This is a genomic window from Nocardioides agri, from assembly GCF_013778305.1.
GTDB lineage: Bacteria > Actinomycetota > Actinomycetes > Propionibacteriales > Nocardioidaceae > Nocardioides > Nocardioides agri.
Map to the genome: position 1 here is coordinate 533031 of NZ_JACEIC010000001.1, position 14952 is coordinate 547982.

General features: G+C 72.7%; 16 protein-coding genes. 8 read left to right on the forward strand and 8 right to left on the reverse strand.

Going from position 1 to position 14952, the window contains the following annotated elements; all coding sequences use genetic code 11:
- Positions 1 to 4: 4 nt before the first annotated feature.
- Positions 5 to 364: a hypothetical protein gene (locus HZF07_RS02735; RefSeq protein ID WP_309504319.1), complete on the reverse strand. Its 360-nt coding sequence runs from the start codon at positions 362 to 364 to the stop codon at positions 5 to 7.
- 108 nt (positions 365 to 472) lie between these two features.
- Between HZF07_RS02735 and HZF07_RS02740 the strand changes: the two genes are divergently transcribed.
- Positions 473 to 1492 carry a GNAT family N-acetyltransferase gene (locus tag HZF07_RS02740; RefSeq protein WP_157346801.1) on the forward strand — a complete coding sequence of 340 codons (1020 nt, stop codon included), beginning with the start codon at positions 473 to 475 and terminating at the stop codon, positions 1490 to 1492.
- Here HZF07_RS02740 and HZF07_RS02745 read toward each other — a convergent pair.
- The gene (locus HZF07_RS02745; protein WP_181644688.1) at positions 1417 to 1824 is read right to left on the reverse strand and encodes a VOC family protein; all 408 of its coding nucleotides are present in this window, start codon (positions 1822 to 1824) and stop codon (positions 1417 to 1419) included. The two genes, HZF07_RS02740 and HZF07_RS02745, sit on opposite strands and share 76 nt — an antisense overlap.
- Before the next feature lie 58 nt (positions 1825 to 1882).
- On the opposite strand from HZF07_RS02745, the gene HZF07_RS02750 reads away from it, so the two are divergent.
- Positions 1883 to 3661, forward strand: coding sequence for a thiamine pyrophosphate-requiring protein (locus HZF07_RS02750; RefSeq protein ID WP_157346805.1), 1779 nt, complete (start codon positions 1883 to 1885; stop codon positions 3659 to 3661).
- Positions 3662 to 3699: 38 nt separating this feature from the next.
- The gene (locus HZF07_RS02755) at positions 3700 to 4950 is read left to right on the forward strand and encodes an MFS transporter (protein ID WP_309504321.1); all 1251 of its coding nucleotides are present in this window, start codon (positions 3700 to 3702) and stop codon (positions 4948 to 4950) included.
- On the opposite strand, the gene HZF07_RS02760 is transcribed toward HZF07_RS02755, so the two are convergent.
- Together HZF07_RS02760 and HZF07_RS02765 are read right to left on the reverse strand one after the other, a co-directional pair.
- Positions 4919 to 6340: a sensor histidine kinase gene (locus HZF07_RS02760; protein ID WP_157346807.1), complete on the reverse strand. Its 1422-nt coding sequence runs from the start codon at positions 6338 to 6340 to the stop codon at positions 4919 to 4921. The two genes, HZF07_RS02755 and HZF07_RS02760, sit on opposite strands and share 32 nt — an antisense overlap.
- On the reverse strand, positions 6337 to 7023 hold the full coding sequence (locus tag HZF07_RS02765) for a response regulator transcription factor (RefSeq protein WP_181644689.1): 687 nt from the start codon (positions 7021 to 7023) through the stop codon (positions 6337 to 6339). Before HZF07_RS02765 ends, HZF07_RS02760 begins: the two co-directional genes overlap by 4 nt.
- Positions 7024 to 7116: 93 nt before the next feature.
- On the opposite strand from HZF07_RS02765, the gene HZF07_RS02770 reads away from it, so the two are divergent.
- The 3 genes from HZF07_RS02770 to HZF07_RS02780 are packed head-to-tail and all read left to right on the forward strand — an operon-like array spanning position 7117 to position 9718.
- Complete coding sequence (locus HZF07_RS02770) at positions 7117 to 8052, forward strand: ABC transporter ATP-binding protein (RefSeq protein ID WP_157346810.1); 936 nt, start codon at positions 7117 to 7119, stop codon at positions 8050 to 8052.
- Positions 8052 to 8927: an ABC transporter permease gene (locus HZF07_RS02775; protein WP_157346812.1), complete on the forward strand. Its 876-nt coding sequence runs from the start codon at positions 8052 to 8054 to the stop codon at positions 8925 to 8927. Before HZF07_RS02770 ends, HZF07_RS02775 begins: the two co-directional genes overlap by 1 nt.
- Positions 8928 to 8929: 2 nt before the next feature.
- The gene (locus HZF07_RS02780; RefSeq protein ID WP_157346814.1) at positions 8930 to 9718 is read left to right on the forward strand and encodes a hypothetical protein; all 789 of its coding nucleotides are present in this window, start codon (positions 8930 to 8932) and stop codon (positions 9716 to 9718) included.
- Positions 9719 to 9721: 3 nt separating this feature from the next.
- On the opposite strand, the gene HZF07_RS02785 is transcribed toward HZF07_RS02780, so the two are convergent.
- From HZF07_RS02785 to HZF07_RS02800, 4 genes are read right to left on the reverse strand one after another with little or no spacing between them, the layout of a single operon-like run.
- On the reverse strand, positions 9722 to 10789 hold the full coding sequence (locus tag HZF07_RS02785) for an NAD(P)H-dependent flavin oxidoreductase (protein ID WP_181644690.1): 1068 nt from the start codon (positions 10787 to 10789) through the stop codon (positions 9722 to 9724).
- Positions 10786 to 11535 carry a CoA-transferase subunit beta gene (locus HZF07_RS02790; RefSeq protein WP_157346816.1) on the reverse strand — a complete coding sequence of 250 codons (750 nt, stop codon included), beginning with the start codon at positions 11533 to 11535 and terminating at the stop codon, positions 10786 to 10788. Before HZF07_RS02790 ends, HZF07_RS02785 begins: the two co-directional genes overlap by 4 nt.
- Positions 11532 to 12413: a CoA transferase subunit A gene (locus HZF07_RS02795; protein ID WP_309504324.1), complete on the reverse strand. Its 882-nt coding sequence runs from the start codon at positions 12411 to 12413 to the stop codon at positions 11532 to 11534. The genes HZF07_RS02790 and HZF07_RS02795 overlap by 4 nt, the downstream gene beginning before the upstream one ends.
- Positions 12410 to 13171: an enoyl-CoA hydratase family protein gene (locus tag HZF07_RS02800; protein ID WP_181644691.1), complete on the reverse strand. Its 762-nt coding sequence runs from the start codon at positions 13169 to 13171 to the stop codon at positions 12410 to 12412. Before HZF07_RS02800 ends, HZF07_RS02795 begins: the two co-directional genes overlap by 4 nt.
- Before the next feature lie 40 nt (positions 13172 to 13211).
- Between HZF07_RS02800 and HZF07_RS02805 the strand changes: the two genes are divergently transcribed.
- Both HZF07_RS02805 and HZF07_RS02810 read left to right on the forward strand, forming a co-directional pair.
- A complete protein-coding gene (locus HZF07_RS02805; protein WP_157346820.1) occupies positions 13212 to 13961 on the forward strand; it encodes an SDR family oxidoreductase in 750 nt (249 codons plus the stop codon).
- Positions 13958 to 14839 (forward strand): SDR family oxidoreductase, encoded by an 882-nt coding sequence (locus HZF07_RS02810; protein WP_157346822.1) that lies wholly within the window; start codon positions 13958 to 13960, stop codon positions 14837 to 14839. The genes HZF07_RS02805 and HZF07_RS02810 overlap by 4 nt, the downstream gene beginning before the upstream one ends.
- Positions 14840 to 14952: the final 113 nt, after the last annotated feature.

The window sequence follows — 14952 nt, forward strand, 5'->3', positions numbered from 1 at the left end:
CGTTTCAGCCTAGGCAGAGCCACAAGCCGACGATGCCGGGCACCAGGCCGAGGGCGAGCCAGGGCGTGAGGATCGGCTTCTGGTGGATGGCCCGGAACACGGCGACCGCGATGAGCCCGAACGCCGCCGAGATGATGTTGAGGCCCACGACCGCGTCGGTCCGGCTCTGGTCGACGTACAGCGCGGCGATGACCAGGCCGACGGCGAGGTGGGCGATCGTGACGGCAGCGAGCACCGACAGCACCCACTTCTGCACGGGCTCGAGGTGCATCGGTCCGGACCCGCTGTCCCGGATGGTCTCCCGACGCAGGTTGTCGGGATCCATCAGGTGGCGAGGGCGCTTCTTGGGGGTGGGCTCGCTCACCCGTCCATTGTCGCCGGGTGCGACTCGGCACCCGACCGCGGGGTGTCGTGAGCACGGCGCGCGGAAACCCGGATGCGCCGGGGCGCGTCCCGGGTCATCCTCGATGTCGTGGAGATCAGGCAGATCGCGCCGGACGACGCCGACGGCGTACGCCGACTCGTGGCCGTGACCAACGCGGTCCGCGAGGCGGACTCGCCGTGGCTCCACCCGCTCACCGAGCACGAGTGCGTCGGGGAGCTGGCGCACGGCTGGGACGGAGAGCCGGCCCTGGGCTTCCTGGCCACCGCGGGTGGCGTGGACGTCGGCGCCGGACGCTACGAGGTCTCGAGCTACGACAACCTCCACCTCGCCTGGCTCGAGGTCGAGATCGCCCCGCCGCACCGTCGGCAGGGCCACGGCAGCGCGCTGCTGGACGCCCTGGTCGCCCGGGCGCGCACCGAGGGCAGGACGTCGGTGGGCATGACCGGGTGGGACGCGGCCGCGCCGGCGGACTTCGCGGCCCGGCACGGGTTCGCGCAAGGCTCCGTCGAGGTGCAGCGGCGCCTCGACGTCGACGGGGTGCCCGGCCTCATGGTCGACCCGACGGAGGACTACGAGCTGGTCCGCTGGCCGCGGACGACACCGGACGCCGACCTGGCCGCGCTCGCCGAGCTCACCGGCGCCATCAACGACGCGCCGACCGACGACCTCGACGTCGAGGACGAGGTCTTCACGCCGGAGCGGATCGCCGCCTACGAGCAGGCCTGGGCCGCCCGTGGCGGACTGATGTACCGGGTCGTCGCCCGGCACCGACGCAGCGGCGCGCTCGCCGGCCAGAGCGTCGTCGTCGTCGACGGCGAGCGCCCGCACCTCGTCGAGCAGCACGACACCTCCGTGCTCGCCGAGCACCGGGGCCACCGCCTCGGCCTGCTCCTCAAGCTCGAGGTGCTGCGCTGGCTCGCCGCGGCCGAGCCGCAGGTGCGCGAGATCGACACCTGGAACGCCGAGACCAACGACCACATGATCGCGGTCAACGAGCTGCTCGGCTACCGGGTGCTGGGCCGCGCCGTCGACTACCAGCGGCCGATCGCGGTGCCGCCCCACTCCTCGGGCGCGACGTCGCGCACGGTCTGGGTCAGCTCCCAGTAGTGACCGGTGGGGTCGGCGACCGTGCCGGACCGCTCGCCGTACTCCCAGGTGGTGAGGTTCTCGACGACCTCGGCGCCGGCGTCGCGGGCCCGCTGGAACGCCGCGTCGACGTCGGGGACCCGGACCTTCGTGAGGCAGCCGGTCGCTCCGTGGTCGGCCACGACGACGCAGCCGTCGTCTCCGACCCGCAGCTGGGCGCGGTGTGTGTCGCCGATGCGCACCCGCTCCTCGAAGCCGAAGGCCTCGTGCAGCCACGCGACAGCGCTGCGGACGTCGGGATAGGCGAGCACCGGGGTCACCGTCGCCGGTGGCGCCGAACGGTTGGTCAGCACCCGGGCAGCGTAACTCGACCGAGCATGCCGGCGCCCGGGCCCGGATACCGCCCTCGACATGACGACCACCGTGGCCGACCAGCTGCTCGCCCGGCTCCGCGAGTGGGGTGTCGAGCACGTCTTCGGCTACCCCGGCGACGGGATCAACGGCATCCTCGGTGCGTTCTCGCGTGCTGACGACCAGCCGCGCTTCCTCCAGTCGCGGCACGAGGAGATGAGCGCGCTGCAGGCGGTCGGCTACGCCAAGCTCAGCGGCCGGCCCGGCGTGTGCCTGGCGACGTCCGGTCCCGGCGCGATCCACCTGCTCAACGGCCTCTACGACGCCAAGCTCGACCACGTGCCCGTGGTGGCGATCGTCGGGCAGACCAACCGCTCCGCGCTGGGTGGCAGCTACCAGCAGGAGGTCGACCTCCTCAGTCTCTTCAAGGACGTCGCCAGCGACTACGTGCAGATGGTCACCGTCCCCCAGCAGCTGCCGAACCTCGTCGACCGCGCGTTCCGGATCGCGATGAGCCGTCGGGCGCCCACCGCGCTCATCGTCCCGAACGACGTGCAGGAGCTGGAGTACGCCGCACCCGGGCACGAGTTCAAGATGGTGCCCTCGAGCCTCGGCATCAGCTGGCCGGAGGTGGCGGCCGACGACGACGGCGTACGCCGCGCGGCCGAGATCCTCAACGCCGGCAGCAGGGTCGCGATGCTCGTCGGGCAGGGCGCCCGCGGGGCCGGCGCCGAGGTCGCCGAGGTCGCGGAGCTCCTCGGTGCCGGCGTCGCCAAGGCGCTGCTGGGCAAGGACGTGCTCAGCGACGAGCTGCCGTGGGTCACCGGGTCGATCGGGCTGCTCGGGACCCGGCCCAGCTACGAGATGATGCGCGACTGCGACACCCTGCTCACGATCGGTTCGAGCTTCCCGTACTCGCAGTTCCTGCCCGAGCTCGACCAGGCGCGCGCGGTGCAGATCGACCTCGACGGCGCGATGATCGGGATGCGCTATCCCTACGAGGTCAACCTCGTCGGCGACGCGGCGACCACGCTGCGCGCGCTGGTGCCGCTGCTGGAGCGCAAGGAGGACCGCTCGTGGCACGAGGAGGTCTGCGGCAAGGTCGCGGACTGGTGGGAGGTCATGGCGGCCGAGGCGCAGGTCGAGGCCGACCCGGTCAACCCGATGCGGATCTTCCACGAGTTCTCGGAGGTGGCGCCGGAGGACGCGATCGTCACCGCCGACAGCGGATCGTCGGCCGACTGGTATGCCCGGCACGTCCGGATGCGCGGGCGGATGCGCGGCACGCTCTCCGGCACGCTCGCCACGATGGGGGCCGCCGTGCCGTACGCGATCGGCGCGAAGTTCGCGTGCCCCGACCGCCCGGTGGTCGCCTTCGAGGGCGACGGCGCCATGCAGATGAACGGCATGGCCGAGATGCTCACGATCGCGCGCTACTGGCGGGAGTGGGAGGACCCCCGGCTGGTCGTCGCGGTGCTGCACAACAACGACCTCAACCAGGTCACGTGGGAGCTGCGCGCGATGGGCGGGACGCCGACGTTCATCGAGTCGCAGGCGCTGCCGGACATCTCGTACGCCGACGCCGCGCGCCTCGCCGGGATCGACGCGCTCACGGTGACCGCGCCCGACGAGCTCGCGGACGCGTGGCGCACCGCCCTCACCGCTGACCGGCCGTACCTGATCGACGTGCGCTGCGACCCCGACGTCCCACCGATCCCGCCGCACGCCACGCTCGAGCAGATGACCGACATGGCCAAGGCGCTGATCAAGGGCGACGCCAGCCGCTGGGGCGTGATCAAGGAGGGCCTGAGGACCAAGGCGCAGGAGCTGCTCTCGTGACGGAGCGGGTCGCGCTCCCGGCCGCGTAGCGTGACCGGGTGCCGGCAGCACTGGAGGATCGATCGCAGTGGTCGCCGTGGCGTGCCGTGGTCGCGTTCGGCCTGGTCAGCCTGGCGGCCGACATGGTCTACGAAGGCATGCGCTCGGTCGCCGGTCCGTTCCTCGGCTCGCTCGGGGCCTCCGCGCTGACGGTCGGCGTCGTGACGGGCGCCGGCGAGGCGACCGCCCTGGTGCTCCGGCTGGTCACCGGCGCGTGGGCCGACCGCAGCCAGCAGCACTGGCGGCTCACGGTGACCGGCTACGCGATGACGGCGGTGTGCGTCCCGCTGCTCGCGATCGCGCCGTTCGTCGGCGCCGCCGGGGTCGCGGTGGCGTCCGTGCTGATCCTGCTCGAGCGCACCGGCAAGGCGATCCGGAGCCCGTCGAAGTCCGCGCTGCTGGCCCGGATGGCCACCCACACCGGCCGTGGCCGCGGCTTCGCGGTCCACCAGGCGCTCGACCAGGTCGGCGCGTTCGTCGGACCGCTGGTCGTCGCCGGTGCGGCGGCCGCCACCGGCGAGCTGTGGACCGGCTTCCTGGTGCTCGCTGTGCCGGGGGCGGTGTCGTTGCTCCTGCTGGCGCAGCTGCGCCGGCGCGTCCCCTCGGTGGCCGCACCGGAGCCCGACGACGGCGGCGTGTCGCACCCCCACCCGCAGCGCGGGCTCGCGGCGCTCGGCACCGACCTCCCCAGGTCGTTCCACCTCTTCTCGCTGGCGGTCGCCCTGACCACCGCGGGCCTGATGACCTTCGGCGTCATCTCCTTCCGGTTCGTCGACAGGGGGCTGGTGCCGATCGCCGCCGCCCCGGTCGTCTACGCCGTCGCGATGGCATGCGGCGCGCTGGCGGCGCTGGCGTCCGGTGACCTCTTCGACCGCGTCGGCGCGCGGGTCCTGCTCGCCGTCCCGGCGCTGGTGGCGGTCGTGCCGCTCCTGGTCTACGCCGATGAGCTCGCGGTCGTGCTGGTCGGCATCGCGCTCTGGGGCGCTGCTGCGGGCGTGCAGGACTCGACGGTCAAGGCCTACGTCGCCGACCTCGTGCCCGGGCGGCGGCGCGCCACGGCGTACGGCGTCCTCGCGGCGGTGCAAGGGGTCGGGGCGCTGCTCGGCGGCGCGCTCGCGGGTGCGCTGGTCGTGCACCACGTGGCCGCGCTGGCGGCCGGCATCGCGGCGCTGCAGGTGGCGGCGTTCGTGCTGCTGGCGGTCGTGCTGCGGACCTCGGCTAGAGGCCCGCTGCCGGCAGGATCACGGTGACGGTCATCCTCGCGTCGTGTGAGCAGGGGACGTGCGTGGCGGTGCCGATCGAGCGGTGGTGGTCGCCGTAACACAGGCGCAGCTCCCCGCCAGCCGCGACGACGAGCCTCTCGACGATCGCGAGCCCCAGCCCCGCCCCCGGCCGGGAGCGGGCCTCGACCGCCCGGCTGAAGCGCCGGGTCGCCTGGTCGAGCAGCTCCGGCGGCATGCCGGCCCCGGAGTCGGCGACCGTGACCACGGCGTGCCCGCTGCTCGACAGCACCCTGACCTCGACCGGCGCAGCGCCGTGGGTGAGCGCGTTGCCGACCAGGTTCACGACGACGCGGTCCAGCGCGGGCGCCCCGATCCGCGCGGGGACGGACCCGGTCGGCAGCTCCAGGGTCAGCTCGTGCGACCGCGAGGGCGCGGCGGCGCGCCACCGCGCGGCGGCGGCCCGCACGACGTCGCCGGCGTCGCACGCGCCGTCCGAGCCCGGCTCCTGCCGGTCCACGGCGAGCAGCTGCTCGCTGAGGTCGACGAGGCGGGCGACGTCGAGCGCCAGCTCGTCGAGGATCCGCTCGTGCTCCGCGACGGTGCGGTGCCGCCGCCGGGCCAACTGGATGCGGGACTTCAGCAGTGTCAGGGGAGTGCGCAGCTCGTGGCTCGCGTCGTCGACGAACCGGCGTTCCCGGTCCAGCGCCTCCTCGAGCGCGGCCAGCATGTCGTTGAGCGTGTGCCCGAGGCGGGTGACCTCGTCGTCGCGCCCGGCCGGGACGTCGAGGCGCAGGTCGGCGGCGCCGGCCGCGATCTCGGCCGCGCGCCGCCGGTAGCGCTCCACCGGCCTGAGCGCCGCCCGCGCGAGCAGGTCGCCGACCACCGACGCCGCGACCAGCGCGCCCAAACCGGCCAGGCTGAGCTGGAGCAGCAGCTCGCGCAGCGCCTCGTCGCGGTGGTCCCGGCGCACCCCGACGAGCAGGTAGCCCGCCGGGGTGCTCAGCGGCGTGATCCGCACCCGGTAGGGCTGGTCGGCGGCGGGCAGGAGCGTGCCGACGTCGACGGTGTGCGCGTCGTCGCCCACCTGCGCCAGCTGCGCCGTCGACACCAGCGGGTGCTGGGGCGCCGGCCCCCCGGCGTCGAGCACCTCGCCCTGCTCGGAGAGCACCTGCCAGCCCGTGCCGGTGGCGTCGGCGGACTCCGGCGTCGACACCGTGCCGTCGGGCCCGACCAGCGGCGTGATGACGGAGGTCGCCTGCTCGAGCTCGGTGTCGAGCCCGCGGTCGAGGGCGTACTCGACCCGCCAGTAGACGAAGGCCCCGGCTGCGACGAGCAGGACGAGCATCGCGGCGGAGAACCCGGCAACCAGTCGCACGCGCAACGGCAGGTGGCTGACGCGGCGGCGGACGCCGGTCATCGGCCAGGTCCGGGCTCGAGGCGGTAGCCGGCCCCGCGCACGGTAGTGATCGTGGTGGTCCCGAAGGGCTTGTCGATCTTGCCGCGGATCGAGGCCAGGTAGACGTCGATGACGTTGCTGCGCAGGTCGGTCTCGCCGTCCCAGACCTCGTCGAGGATCGTGTAGCGAGAGACGACCCGGCCGGCGTTGGCGGCGAGCAGGTGGAGGATGTCGAACTCCCGCGCGGACAGCTCGATCTCGGTCTCGCCGCGCCGGACCCGCCGCGCGCCCGCGTCCACCACCAGGTCACCGACCTCGACGACGTCGAGATCCGCGTACGTCGAGCGGCGGTGCAGGGCGCGCAGCCGGGCGAGCAGCTCGTCGAGGTCGAAGGGCTTCGCCAGGTAGTCGTCCGCGCCGGCGTCGAGACCGCTGACCCGGTCGCGAACGTCGCCGCGTGCCGTCAGCATCAGCACGGGCGTGGTGACGCCCAGCTCGCGGAGCCGTCGGCAGACCGTGGCACCGTCCAGTCCCGGCAGCATCCAGTCCAGCAGCAGGACGTCGTAGGGCATCCCGTCCGGGAGCGAGCGCCGGTAGGCCGAGCGACCGTCGTGGACGACCTCGACGTCCCAGCCGGCCTCGGTCAGCGACTGGTCGAGGAGGTCGGCGAGACGCACATCGTCCTCGGCCACCAGCACCCGCACGTCCACCCCTCCTCACGCGGCCCGGGTCCCTACGATGCACCAGGGACGACGACTTCATCGTCCCTTCATGGTCGCCCCCCTACCGTCCGTCCCATGGACAGCGAACTCGCAGTCGACGCGGTCGGCGTGACGAAGACCTTCGGGTCCCTGTGCGCGGTGGATGACGTCACCGTCAAGGTCGAGGCCGGCGAGGTCTACGGAGTGCTCGGCCCGAACGGCGCCGGGAAGACGACCTTCCTCCGCATGCTCTTCGGCCTGGTCCGGCCGGACTCGGGCACGATCCGGATCTTCGACCGCAGCTGGGCGGCGGACGGCGTCGCCACCCTGGACGGGGTCGCGGGCTTCATCGAGAGCCCGGCGTTCTACCCCTACCTCACGGGACGGCAAAACCTCGAGGGCCTCGGACTCCTCGACGGCGGCGTGCGGCGCGACCGGGTCGACGAGATCCTTGAGCTCGTCGACCTCACCGACCGGGCCGGTGACGCGGTGGGCGGCTACTCCTACGGCATGCGACAGCGCCTCGGGGTCGCGGCCAGCCTGATCCGGGAGCCCAGGCTGCTCGTGCTCGACGAGCCGGCCAACGGTCTCGACCCGGCCGGGATCCGGGACATGCGCGCCCTGGTGAGGAGGCTCGCCGCGCGCGGCCTCACCGTGCTGCTGAGCTCCCACCACATGGACGAGGTGGAGGAGATCTGCGACAACGTGACGATCATGCGCCAGGGAGGTGTCGCCTTCCACGGCGCGATCGCGGAGCTGCGTGCGATGGCCCCGGACCCGGGCTACGCCCTGAGCACGACCGCCGACGACCGCGCCCTGGAGATCGCCGCCGCGACCCCGGGCATCGCCGCGGTCCACGGACCCGGCACCGGTCTGGTCGTGACCGGTCCCGCGCACGAGGTCTCGTCGTACGTCTCCGCGCTCGTGCGCGCCGAGGTCCGGCTGCTCGCCTTCACCCCGACCCGCACCCCGTTGGAGCAGCTCTTCTTCATGCTCACCGACACCGATCCGCAGGAAGCGGAGGCAGCCTGATGAGCGCCACCGACGTCCTCACCGGCCGACCCACGGCGGCGGGACCGACCACTCGGCGGCGGCCGGGGCTGGGGTCCGCCCTGCGGTGGGAGTCCCGCAAGCTGCGCGCCCAGCTGCGCGTGAAGGCGCTGCTGGGCGGAGCGGTGCTCGTCCCGATCGCCGTCGTCGTGGTGATGCACAGCCAGCCGCGTCCGCCCAAGGACACGCTCTTCGGGCGGTTCGCCCTCGACAACGGGTTCGCCATGGCGCTCCTGGTGCTGGGCTTCGCGGTGCAGTGGGTGCTGCCGCTGCTGACCTCGATCGTGGCCGGCAACATCTTCGCCAGCGAGGACCAGCACGGCACGTGGAAGACCGTGCTCACCCGGTCGACCAGCCGCGCAACGCTCTTCTGGGCCAAGACGGTCGTCTCGGTCGCCTTCGCGCTGGTCGCGCTGGCACTCCTGGCGGCCTCCACGGTCACCGCGAGCCTGCTGATCGTGGGGCGCCAGCCGCTGACCGGGCTCTCGGGGCAGACGATCCACGCGCAGCGCGCACTCGAGCTCGTCGTCGCGAGCTGGGCGACGATGGCGCTGCCGATGGTCGGTTTCACCTGCCTCGCGCTGCTCTTCTCGGTGTGGTCGCGCAACGTCGCCGTCGGGATCGCAGCCCCGGTCGTGATCGGGCTGGTCATGCAGCTCGTCGGGGCGCTGGGCGGGATCGAGTCGCTGCGGCCCTTCCTGCTCACCACGCCGTTCGAGGCCTGGCACGGTCTGCTCGCCGAACCGCGCTTCACCGGCCCCCTGCTCGACAGCGTCGTCACCAGCGCGGGCTGGAGCGTCGTCTGCCTCGCGGCGGCCTTCCTCATCCTGCGCCGTCGCGACATCACCGGAGGTTGATCATGCGTCGTTTCATCATCAGCGCGGTCGCGGCCCTCGCGGTCGTCCTCGCCATCAGCGGGACCGTGCTCGCCGGGTCCGGCGGTGGCAGCTCGGTCACCGAGGCCCGGCTCGAGCGCGCGCTCCCGATCGAGTTCGCCAACCTCTACGCCCAGCAGGCGGCACAGCTCGGCCACCGGGGCATCACTCCCGAGTCGTTGCACGCGCGGGCGATGTGCGACAAGGGCGGCGCCGTGGAGGCGAACGTCGGCCCCGGCAGCAACTGGAACTGCCTGATGAGCTGGACCGATCCCAACAACCCGATGCCGCCGGAGGGCTACGGCAAGTTCGAGCTCGACGTGCACAGCAACGGATGCTTCACCGCGGGTGGTCCGAGCAAGCTCGTCGGGTTCCAGACGATCACCGACGTGCGGGGCCGTGAGGTCACCAACCCGGTCTACGAGTTCGACGGGTGCTTCGACCCGAAGGGGGACGACGCGCCGACGGGTGTGGAGTTCCCGTCCCTGCTGAACGTCACCACCACGGTGCTCCGGCCGGACGCCGACGGCCGGGTGTCGCTGCAGCTGAGCTGCGGCACCGGCTCGACCGGCTGCGCCGGCACGGTCACGGCCGTCGCCGGAGGGACGAACCTCGGGACCGTGCCGTTCGACCTCCAGGAGGAGCTGACCGGCAAGGTGTCGTTCCCGAAGGCGGTCCCCGAGGGCGCCGCGGACGTGACGTTCACGGTCGAGGCCACGACCGGCGTCGGGCCGACCTCGTCGACGACGCTGCCGATGCCCGGTCAGCAGTGAGCCTCAGACGACGTACGACGCGGCGCGGCGCAGCTCGTCGGCGGCGCGGGTGACGACGCGGTCGATCAGCTCCTCGCAGGTCGGCAGGTCGTCGATCACCCCGACGACCTGCCCGCTGGCGAGCACGCCCGCGGAGGTGTCGCCGTCGACCAGGCCGGCCTTGAGCATCATCGGCGTGTTGGCGGCCAGCGCCATCTGACCGAGCGTGCGCCCCTGCGCCCTCTTCATGGCCCGGCCGTCCTTGGCGAGCCCGAGCCAGGACATGCCACTGGTCCGCTTGAACTCCAGGGTCCGGCTCACCGTGGGTCGGAGCCGTCGGAGCGCGCTGGATCCCTCGAGCTCGTCGACCAGGTCGGTGCGCAGCATCCGGTGCGGCATGCCGTCGACCTTCGCGGTGACGACCGTGTCGGTCAGGCCGCGCTCCAGGTAGAGCTGCTTGACGGCGTCCGGGACCGCCGAGTCCCTCGTCAGCAGGAAGCGGGTGCCCATCCCGACCCCGGCGGCGCCGTACGAGAGCGCGGCGGCGAGGCCGCGGCCGTCGAAGAACCCGCCCGCGGCGACGACCGGGATGTCCACGGCATCCAGGACGGTGGGCAGCAGCAGCGTCGTCGGCACCGGGCCGGTGTGGCCGCCGCCCTCACCGCCCTGCACCATGACGGCGTCCGCGCCCCAGGACGCGACCTTGACCGCGTGCTTGGCCGCGCCGATCGACGGCATCACCACGATGCCGTGCTCCTTGAGCGTGGCGATCAGCTCGGGCTTGGGAGCCAGCGCGAACGACGCGACCTTGACGCCGTGGTCGATGAGCAGCCGGCAGCGGTCCGGTGCGTCGGCGGCGTCGGCGCGCAGGTTGACCCCGAACGGCTGGTCGGTGCGGCTCTTCACCTCGACGATCGCCTGCTCGAGCTCGGCGAGGGTCATCGTGGCGCTGGCCAGGATGCCGAGCCCGCCGGCGTTCGCGGTGCCGCTGACCAGGCGCGGCCCGGAGACCCACCCCATGCCGGTCTGCACGACCGGGTGCCGGACGCCGGTCAGGTCGGTGAACCGGGTCCTGATGAGCTGCTCGATCACTGGTCGGGCACCTCCTTGAATCGCAGGCCCTTCGGGTCGAGCACCTCCGCGATCAGGACCTGCTCCTCCGTCGTCGGCTCCCGCGTGACGGGCACGTCGGCGGGCGCCGCCAGCTCGAAGCCGGTCGCCTCCCGCACCTCGTCGACGGTGATGCCCGGGTGGACGCTCAGCAGCTCCAGCCGGTCGTCCGGGCCGAGGCCGAGGACCGCCAGGTTGCTGATGATCCGGTGGATGTCGTTGTAGCGGGCTGCCGCCGGCCCCGCCTCCTTCGCCCGCCTCGGGCCGACGCCGGACACGATGTCGACGCGCTCGACGAAGACGCGAGGGGAGTGCTTGGGCACCCAGTAGGACGTGCGGTTGTTGACGGTGTTGCCGGGGGCGCCGCGGCTCCCGAGGAGCTGGCGCCTCGGTCGCGCCCAGTCGCCGATCGCGGAGATGTTCTGGTTGCCGTACCGGTCGACCTGGGTGGCACCCATCATCACGTGCCGCTTGCCGTGGGCCACGATGTCGAAGACCCTGCGGAACGGGATCCACCCCTCCACGACGTCCGCCTTCGCGAAGAGCGGCGGCACGCCCGCGAGGAAGAGCGACTCCCCGTCGGAGATGACGAGGTCGGGGTTGCTGGTCAGCTTCGCGAGCCGGACGCCGAGCATCGGCAGCATCCCCATCGGGCTGGCGAAGATCTCGCCGTCGTCCTTGAACGCGTCGGCGATCGCGACGGCACACACATCGGCACGGGTGCTCATGCCTGCTCCTCCCCGAACGCCTGCACGGCCGACTGGTACGCCGCCTCGTCGCCCTCGAGGAACCGGCCCCTGAACGCCGCCCAGTCCTCGTCGCTGCCGGACGCCGCGGCGGCGTACGCCCGCTGGAACTTCTCGTCGCGCTCGTAGTCGGGGGTGCAGGTCGTGAAGTGCGCGCCGTTCGGGGTCTCGACGACGCCGCTGACCATCATCCGGCTGATCAGCAGCCGCTGGACCGGCACGTCGACCGTCAGGCCGGCGGTGTCGACGACCTGCTCGCAGCTGACGTAGGCGCGGTCGGCGGCCATGCAGAAGAGGTCGTCGAAGTAGGGGTCGGGCCCGAGGTAGGTCGCGTTGCCGTGCTGGTCCGCGCGGTTGAGGTGCACGAGCGCGACGTCGAGGGGGAGCGCCGGGACGGCGACGAGCTCCTCGCCGTCGTCGTACGGGCTGGTGACGGTCCTGATCCACGGCTGGTTGACCAGCACGTCGGAGCCGAGCCCGGCGCGCATCGGCAGGAACGGCAGGCGCTGGGCCGCCGCCCGGAGCCCGGTCTGGAACATGCCCTCGTCGAGCTCGACCAGCTCGGGGATCGTGCCGTCCTGGCGGGCCCTCTGGAAGTTGGGCTCCAGCGGCACCGAGTCGAGGGAGACGAACGCGAAGACCAGCTTGCGGATCTTGCCGGCGCGGGCGAGCAGCCCGACGTCTGCGCCGCCCCAGCTGACGATCGTGAGGTCCGTCAGGTCGGAGCGGAGGATCGCGCGGACCAGGGCCATCGGCTTGCGGCGCGGGCCCCAGCCGCCGATGCCGATCGTCATCCCGTCCTTCAGCTCGCCGACGACCTCGTCGATCGTCATCCGCTTGTCGCGTGGTGACTTGCTCACTGCTTCCCCTTCGCCTTGTCGGTGCCGGCGAAGTCGTCGCGCAGCTCGTCGCTGACCCCCTCCAGGTTGAGCTCGAAGGTGAAGCCCTGCTCGAACCGGTAGCTCTTGTTGACGTCGATCGGGTCGATCCCGTTGAGCGCCTCCTTGGCGGCCCGGATCACCCGGGTGTCCTTGGCGGCGATCTCGCCCGCGACCTGGAGCGCGGCGTCGTCGAGCCGGTCACGCGGCACCACCTCCAGCACGCTGCCGAACTGCACGAGCTCGGTGGCCGTGATGGTCCGGGCGGTGAAGTAGAGCGTGCGCATCATGTGCTGCGGCACCAGCCGGGCCATGTGGGTCGCCGCCCCCAGCGCGCCCTGGTTGACCTCCGGGACGCCGAAGTAGGCGTCGTCGCTGGCGACCACGCAGTCGGCGTTGCCCACCAGGCCGACCCCGCCGCCGAGGCAGAAGCCGTTGACGGCCGCAACCACGGGCACAGCGCACTCGTAGACGGCCTTGAACGCCGCGAAGCAGCCCTTGTTGGCCCCGATCAGCGCGGTGAACCCGGTGGTGTGCTGCATCTCCTTGATGTCGACGCCGGCGTTGAAGCCACGCCCCTCGGCGCGCAGCACGACGACCTTGGTGTCCAGGTCGCCTCCTGCCTCGTCGAGCGCGGCGGCCACGTCGTACCAGCCTTGCACGGTGAGGGCGTTCACCGGCGGGGCGTCCATGGTCACCACCCGGATGCCGTCGGGGCGGAGCTGGGATGTGATCGGCACGCTCTCTCCTAACCAAGCAAGTGCTTGGTAGGCTACCAGCATGACGCTGACCGTGGACCTCGCCGGGCGCGTCGCCCTCGTCACGGGCGGCACGCGCGGCATCGGGCTCGGCATCACCCACGCCCTGCTTGCGGCGGGCGCGACCGTGGTGACCTGCTCGCGCTCCGAGGTCGACCCGGTCCCGGGCACGACCCACCGGGTGTGCGACGTCCGCGAGCCCGAGGCCGTGCAGGCGCTCGTCGCGTCGCTGGACCGGCTCGACATCCTCGTCAACAACGCCGGCGGAGCGCCCGCGGCCGCCGCCGCGACCGCGTCGCCGCGCTTCCACGACAAGATCGTCGGCCTCAACCTGCTCGCGCCGCTGCTGTGCGCCCAGGCGGCCAACGCCGTCATGCAGGGGCAGGAGACCGGCGGCGTGATCGTCAACATCTCCTCGGTCTCGGCGCACCGGCCGGCGCCGACGATCGCGGCGTACGGCGCGGCAAAGGCCGGGCTGGACTCGCTCACGACGTCGCTCGCGATGGAGTGGGCGCCGAAGGTGCGCGTCAACGCGGTCGACGTCGGCCTCTGCCGCACCGAGCAGACCGACGACCACTACGGGGACGACGCGTCGGTCGCGGCGATCGAGCAGACGATCCCGCTCGGCCGGATGGCGCGCCCCGACGAGGTCGGCAACGTCGTCGCGTTCCTGGCCAGCGACCTGGCGTCGTACGTCTCGGGCGCGACCGTCGCCTGCCACGGGGGCGGGGAGCCGCCCGCCTTCCTCATCGTCTCGAAGGGACTCTCATGACGTTGTTGCTGGACGGTCGCGTCGCGATCGTCACCGGCGCCGGCCGCGGGATCGGCCGCGCGCACGCGCTCGAGCTCGCCCGGCACGGCGCCGCCGTCGTCGTCAACGACTACGGCGTCTCGCTCGCGGGCGAGGGGACGGGGGAGACCCCCGCCGAGTCCGTGGTCGCCGAGATCACCGCATCCGGCGGCCGAGCGGTGGTCAACACCGCCGACGTCGCCGACTTCGCGCAGGCCGAGGCGATGGTGCGGCAGGCGATCGACACCTTCGGCGGGCTCGACATCCTGGTCAACAACGCCGGGTTCGTGCGCGACCGGATGCTGGTCAACACCTCCGAGGAGGAGTGGGACGCGGTCATCCGCGTGCACCTCAAGGGCCACTTCGCGCCGTTGCGGCACGCCGGCGCCTACTGGCGCGCGGAGGCGAAGGAGGGCCGCCAGCGCGCCGCCCGGGTCATCAACACCTCGTCCGGCGCGGGCCTCCAGGGCTCGGTCGGGCAGGCGACGTACTCCGCGGCGAAGGCCGGCATCGCCGGGCTGACGCTGGTCGCGGCCCAGGAGATGGGGCGCTACGGCGTCACCGTCAACGCGATCGCCCCGGTCGCCCGGACGCGCATGACGGAGGGCGCCTTCGACACCTCGGAGATGGCCCTGCCCGAGGACAACTCGCCGATCGTCGCGTGGCTCGCCTCCGAGGAGGCCGGCGACGTCACCGGACGGGTGATCGAGATCGACGGGTCGCAGCTGACCGTCGAGCTCGGCTGGCGCCACGGACCCGCGCACGACCTCGGCCGCAGGTGGGAGGCGGCCGAGGTCGGCCCGGCCCTGCGTGGCCTCCTCGCGCAGGGCCCCGCCCCGGAGCCGGTGTACGGCGCCTGAGGCGGCTTGGGGCGTGCCGGGTGCAGGCGCCGCAGTTTCATCAAGGGATGAAGGCGAAGTCGCGCCTCCCTGGGCGAATCCGGCAGGGGAAGCGCGGCTTCATCAAGGGATGA

Coding starts and splice junctions, on each gene's coding strand:
- HZF07_RS02790 (WP_157346816.1), bottom strand. CDS start 11,535: ATGAGCACCCGTGCCGATGTGTGTGCCGTCGCGATCGCCGACGCGTTC.
- HZF07_RS02805 (WP_157346820.1), top strand. CDS start 13,212: ATGACGCTGACCGTGGACCTCGCCGGGCGCGTCGCCCTCGTCACGGGC.
- HZF07_RS02775 (WP_157346812.1), top strand. CDS start 8,052: ATGAGCGCCACCGACGTCCTCACCGGCCGACCCACGGCGGCGGGACCG.
- HZF07_RS02770 (WP_157346810.1), top strand. CDS start 7,117: ATGGACAGCGAACTCGCAGTCGACGCGGTCGGCGTGACGAAGACCTTC.
- HZF07_RS02750 (WP_157346805.1), top strand. CDS start 1,883: ATGACGACCACCGTGGCCGACCAGCTGCTCGCCCGGCTCCGCGAGTGG.
- HZF07_RS02810 (WP_157346822.1), top strand. CDS start 13,958: ATGACGTTGTTGCTGGACGGTCGCGTCGCGATCGTCACCGGCGCCGGC.
- HZF07_RS02760 (WP_157346807.1), bottom strand. CDS start 6,340: ATGACCGGCGTCCGCCGCCGCGTCAGCCACCTGCCGTTGCGCGTGCGA.
- HZF07_RS02780 (WP_157346814.1), top strand. CDS start 8,930: ATGCGTCGTTTCATCATCAGCGCGGTCGCGGCCCTCGCGGTCGTCCTC.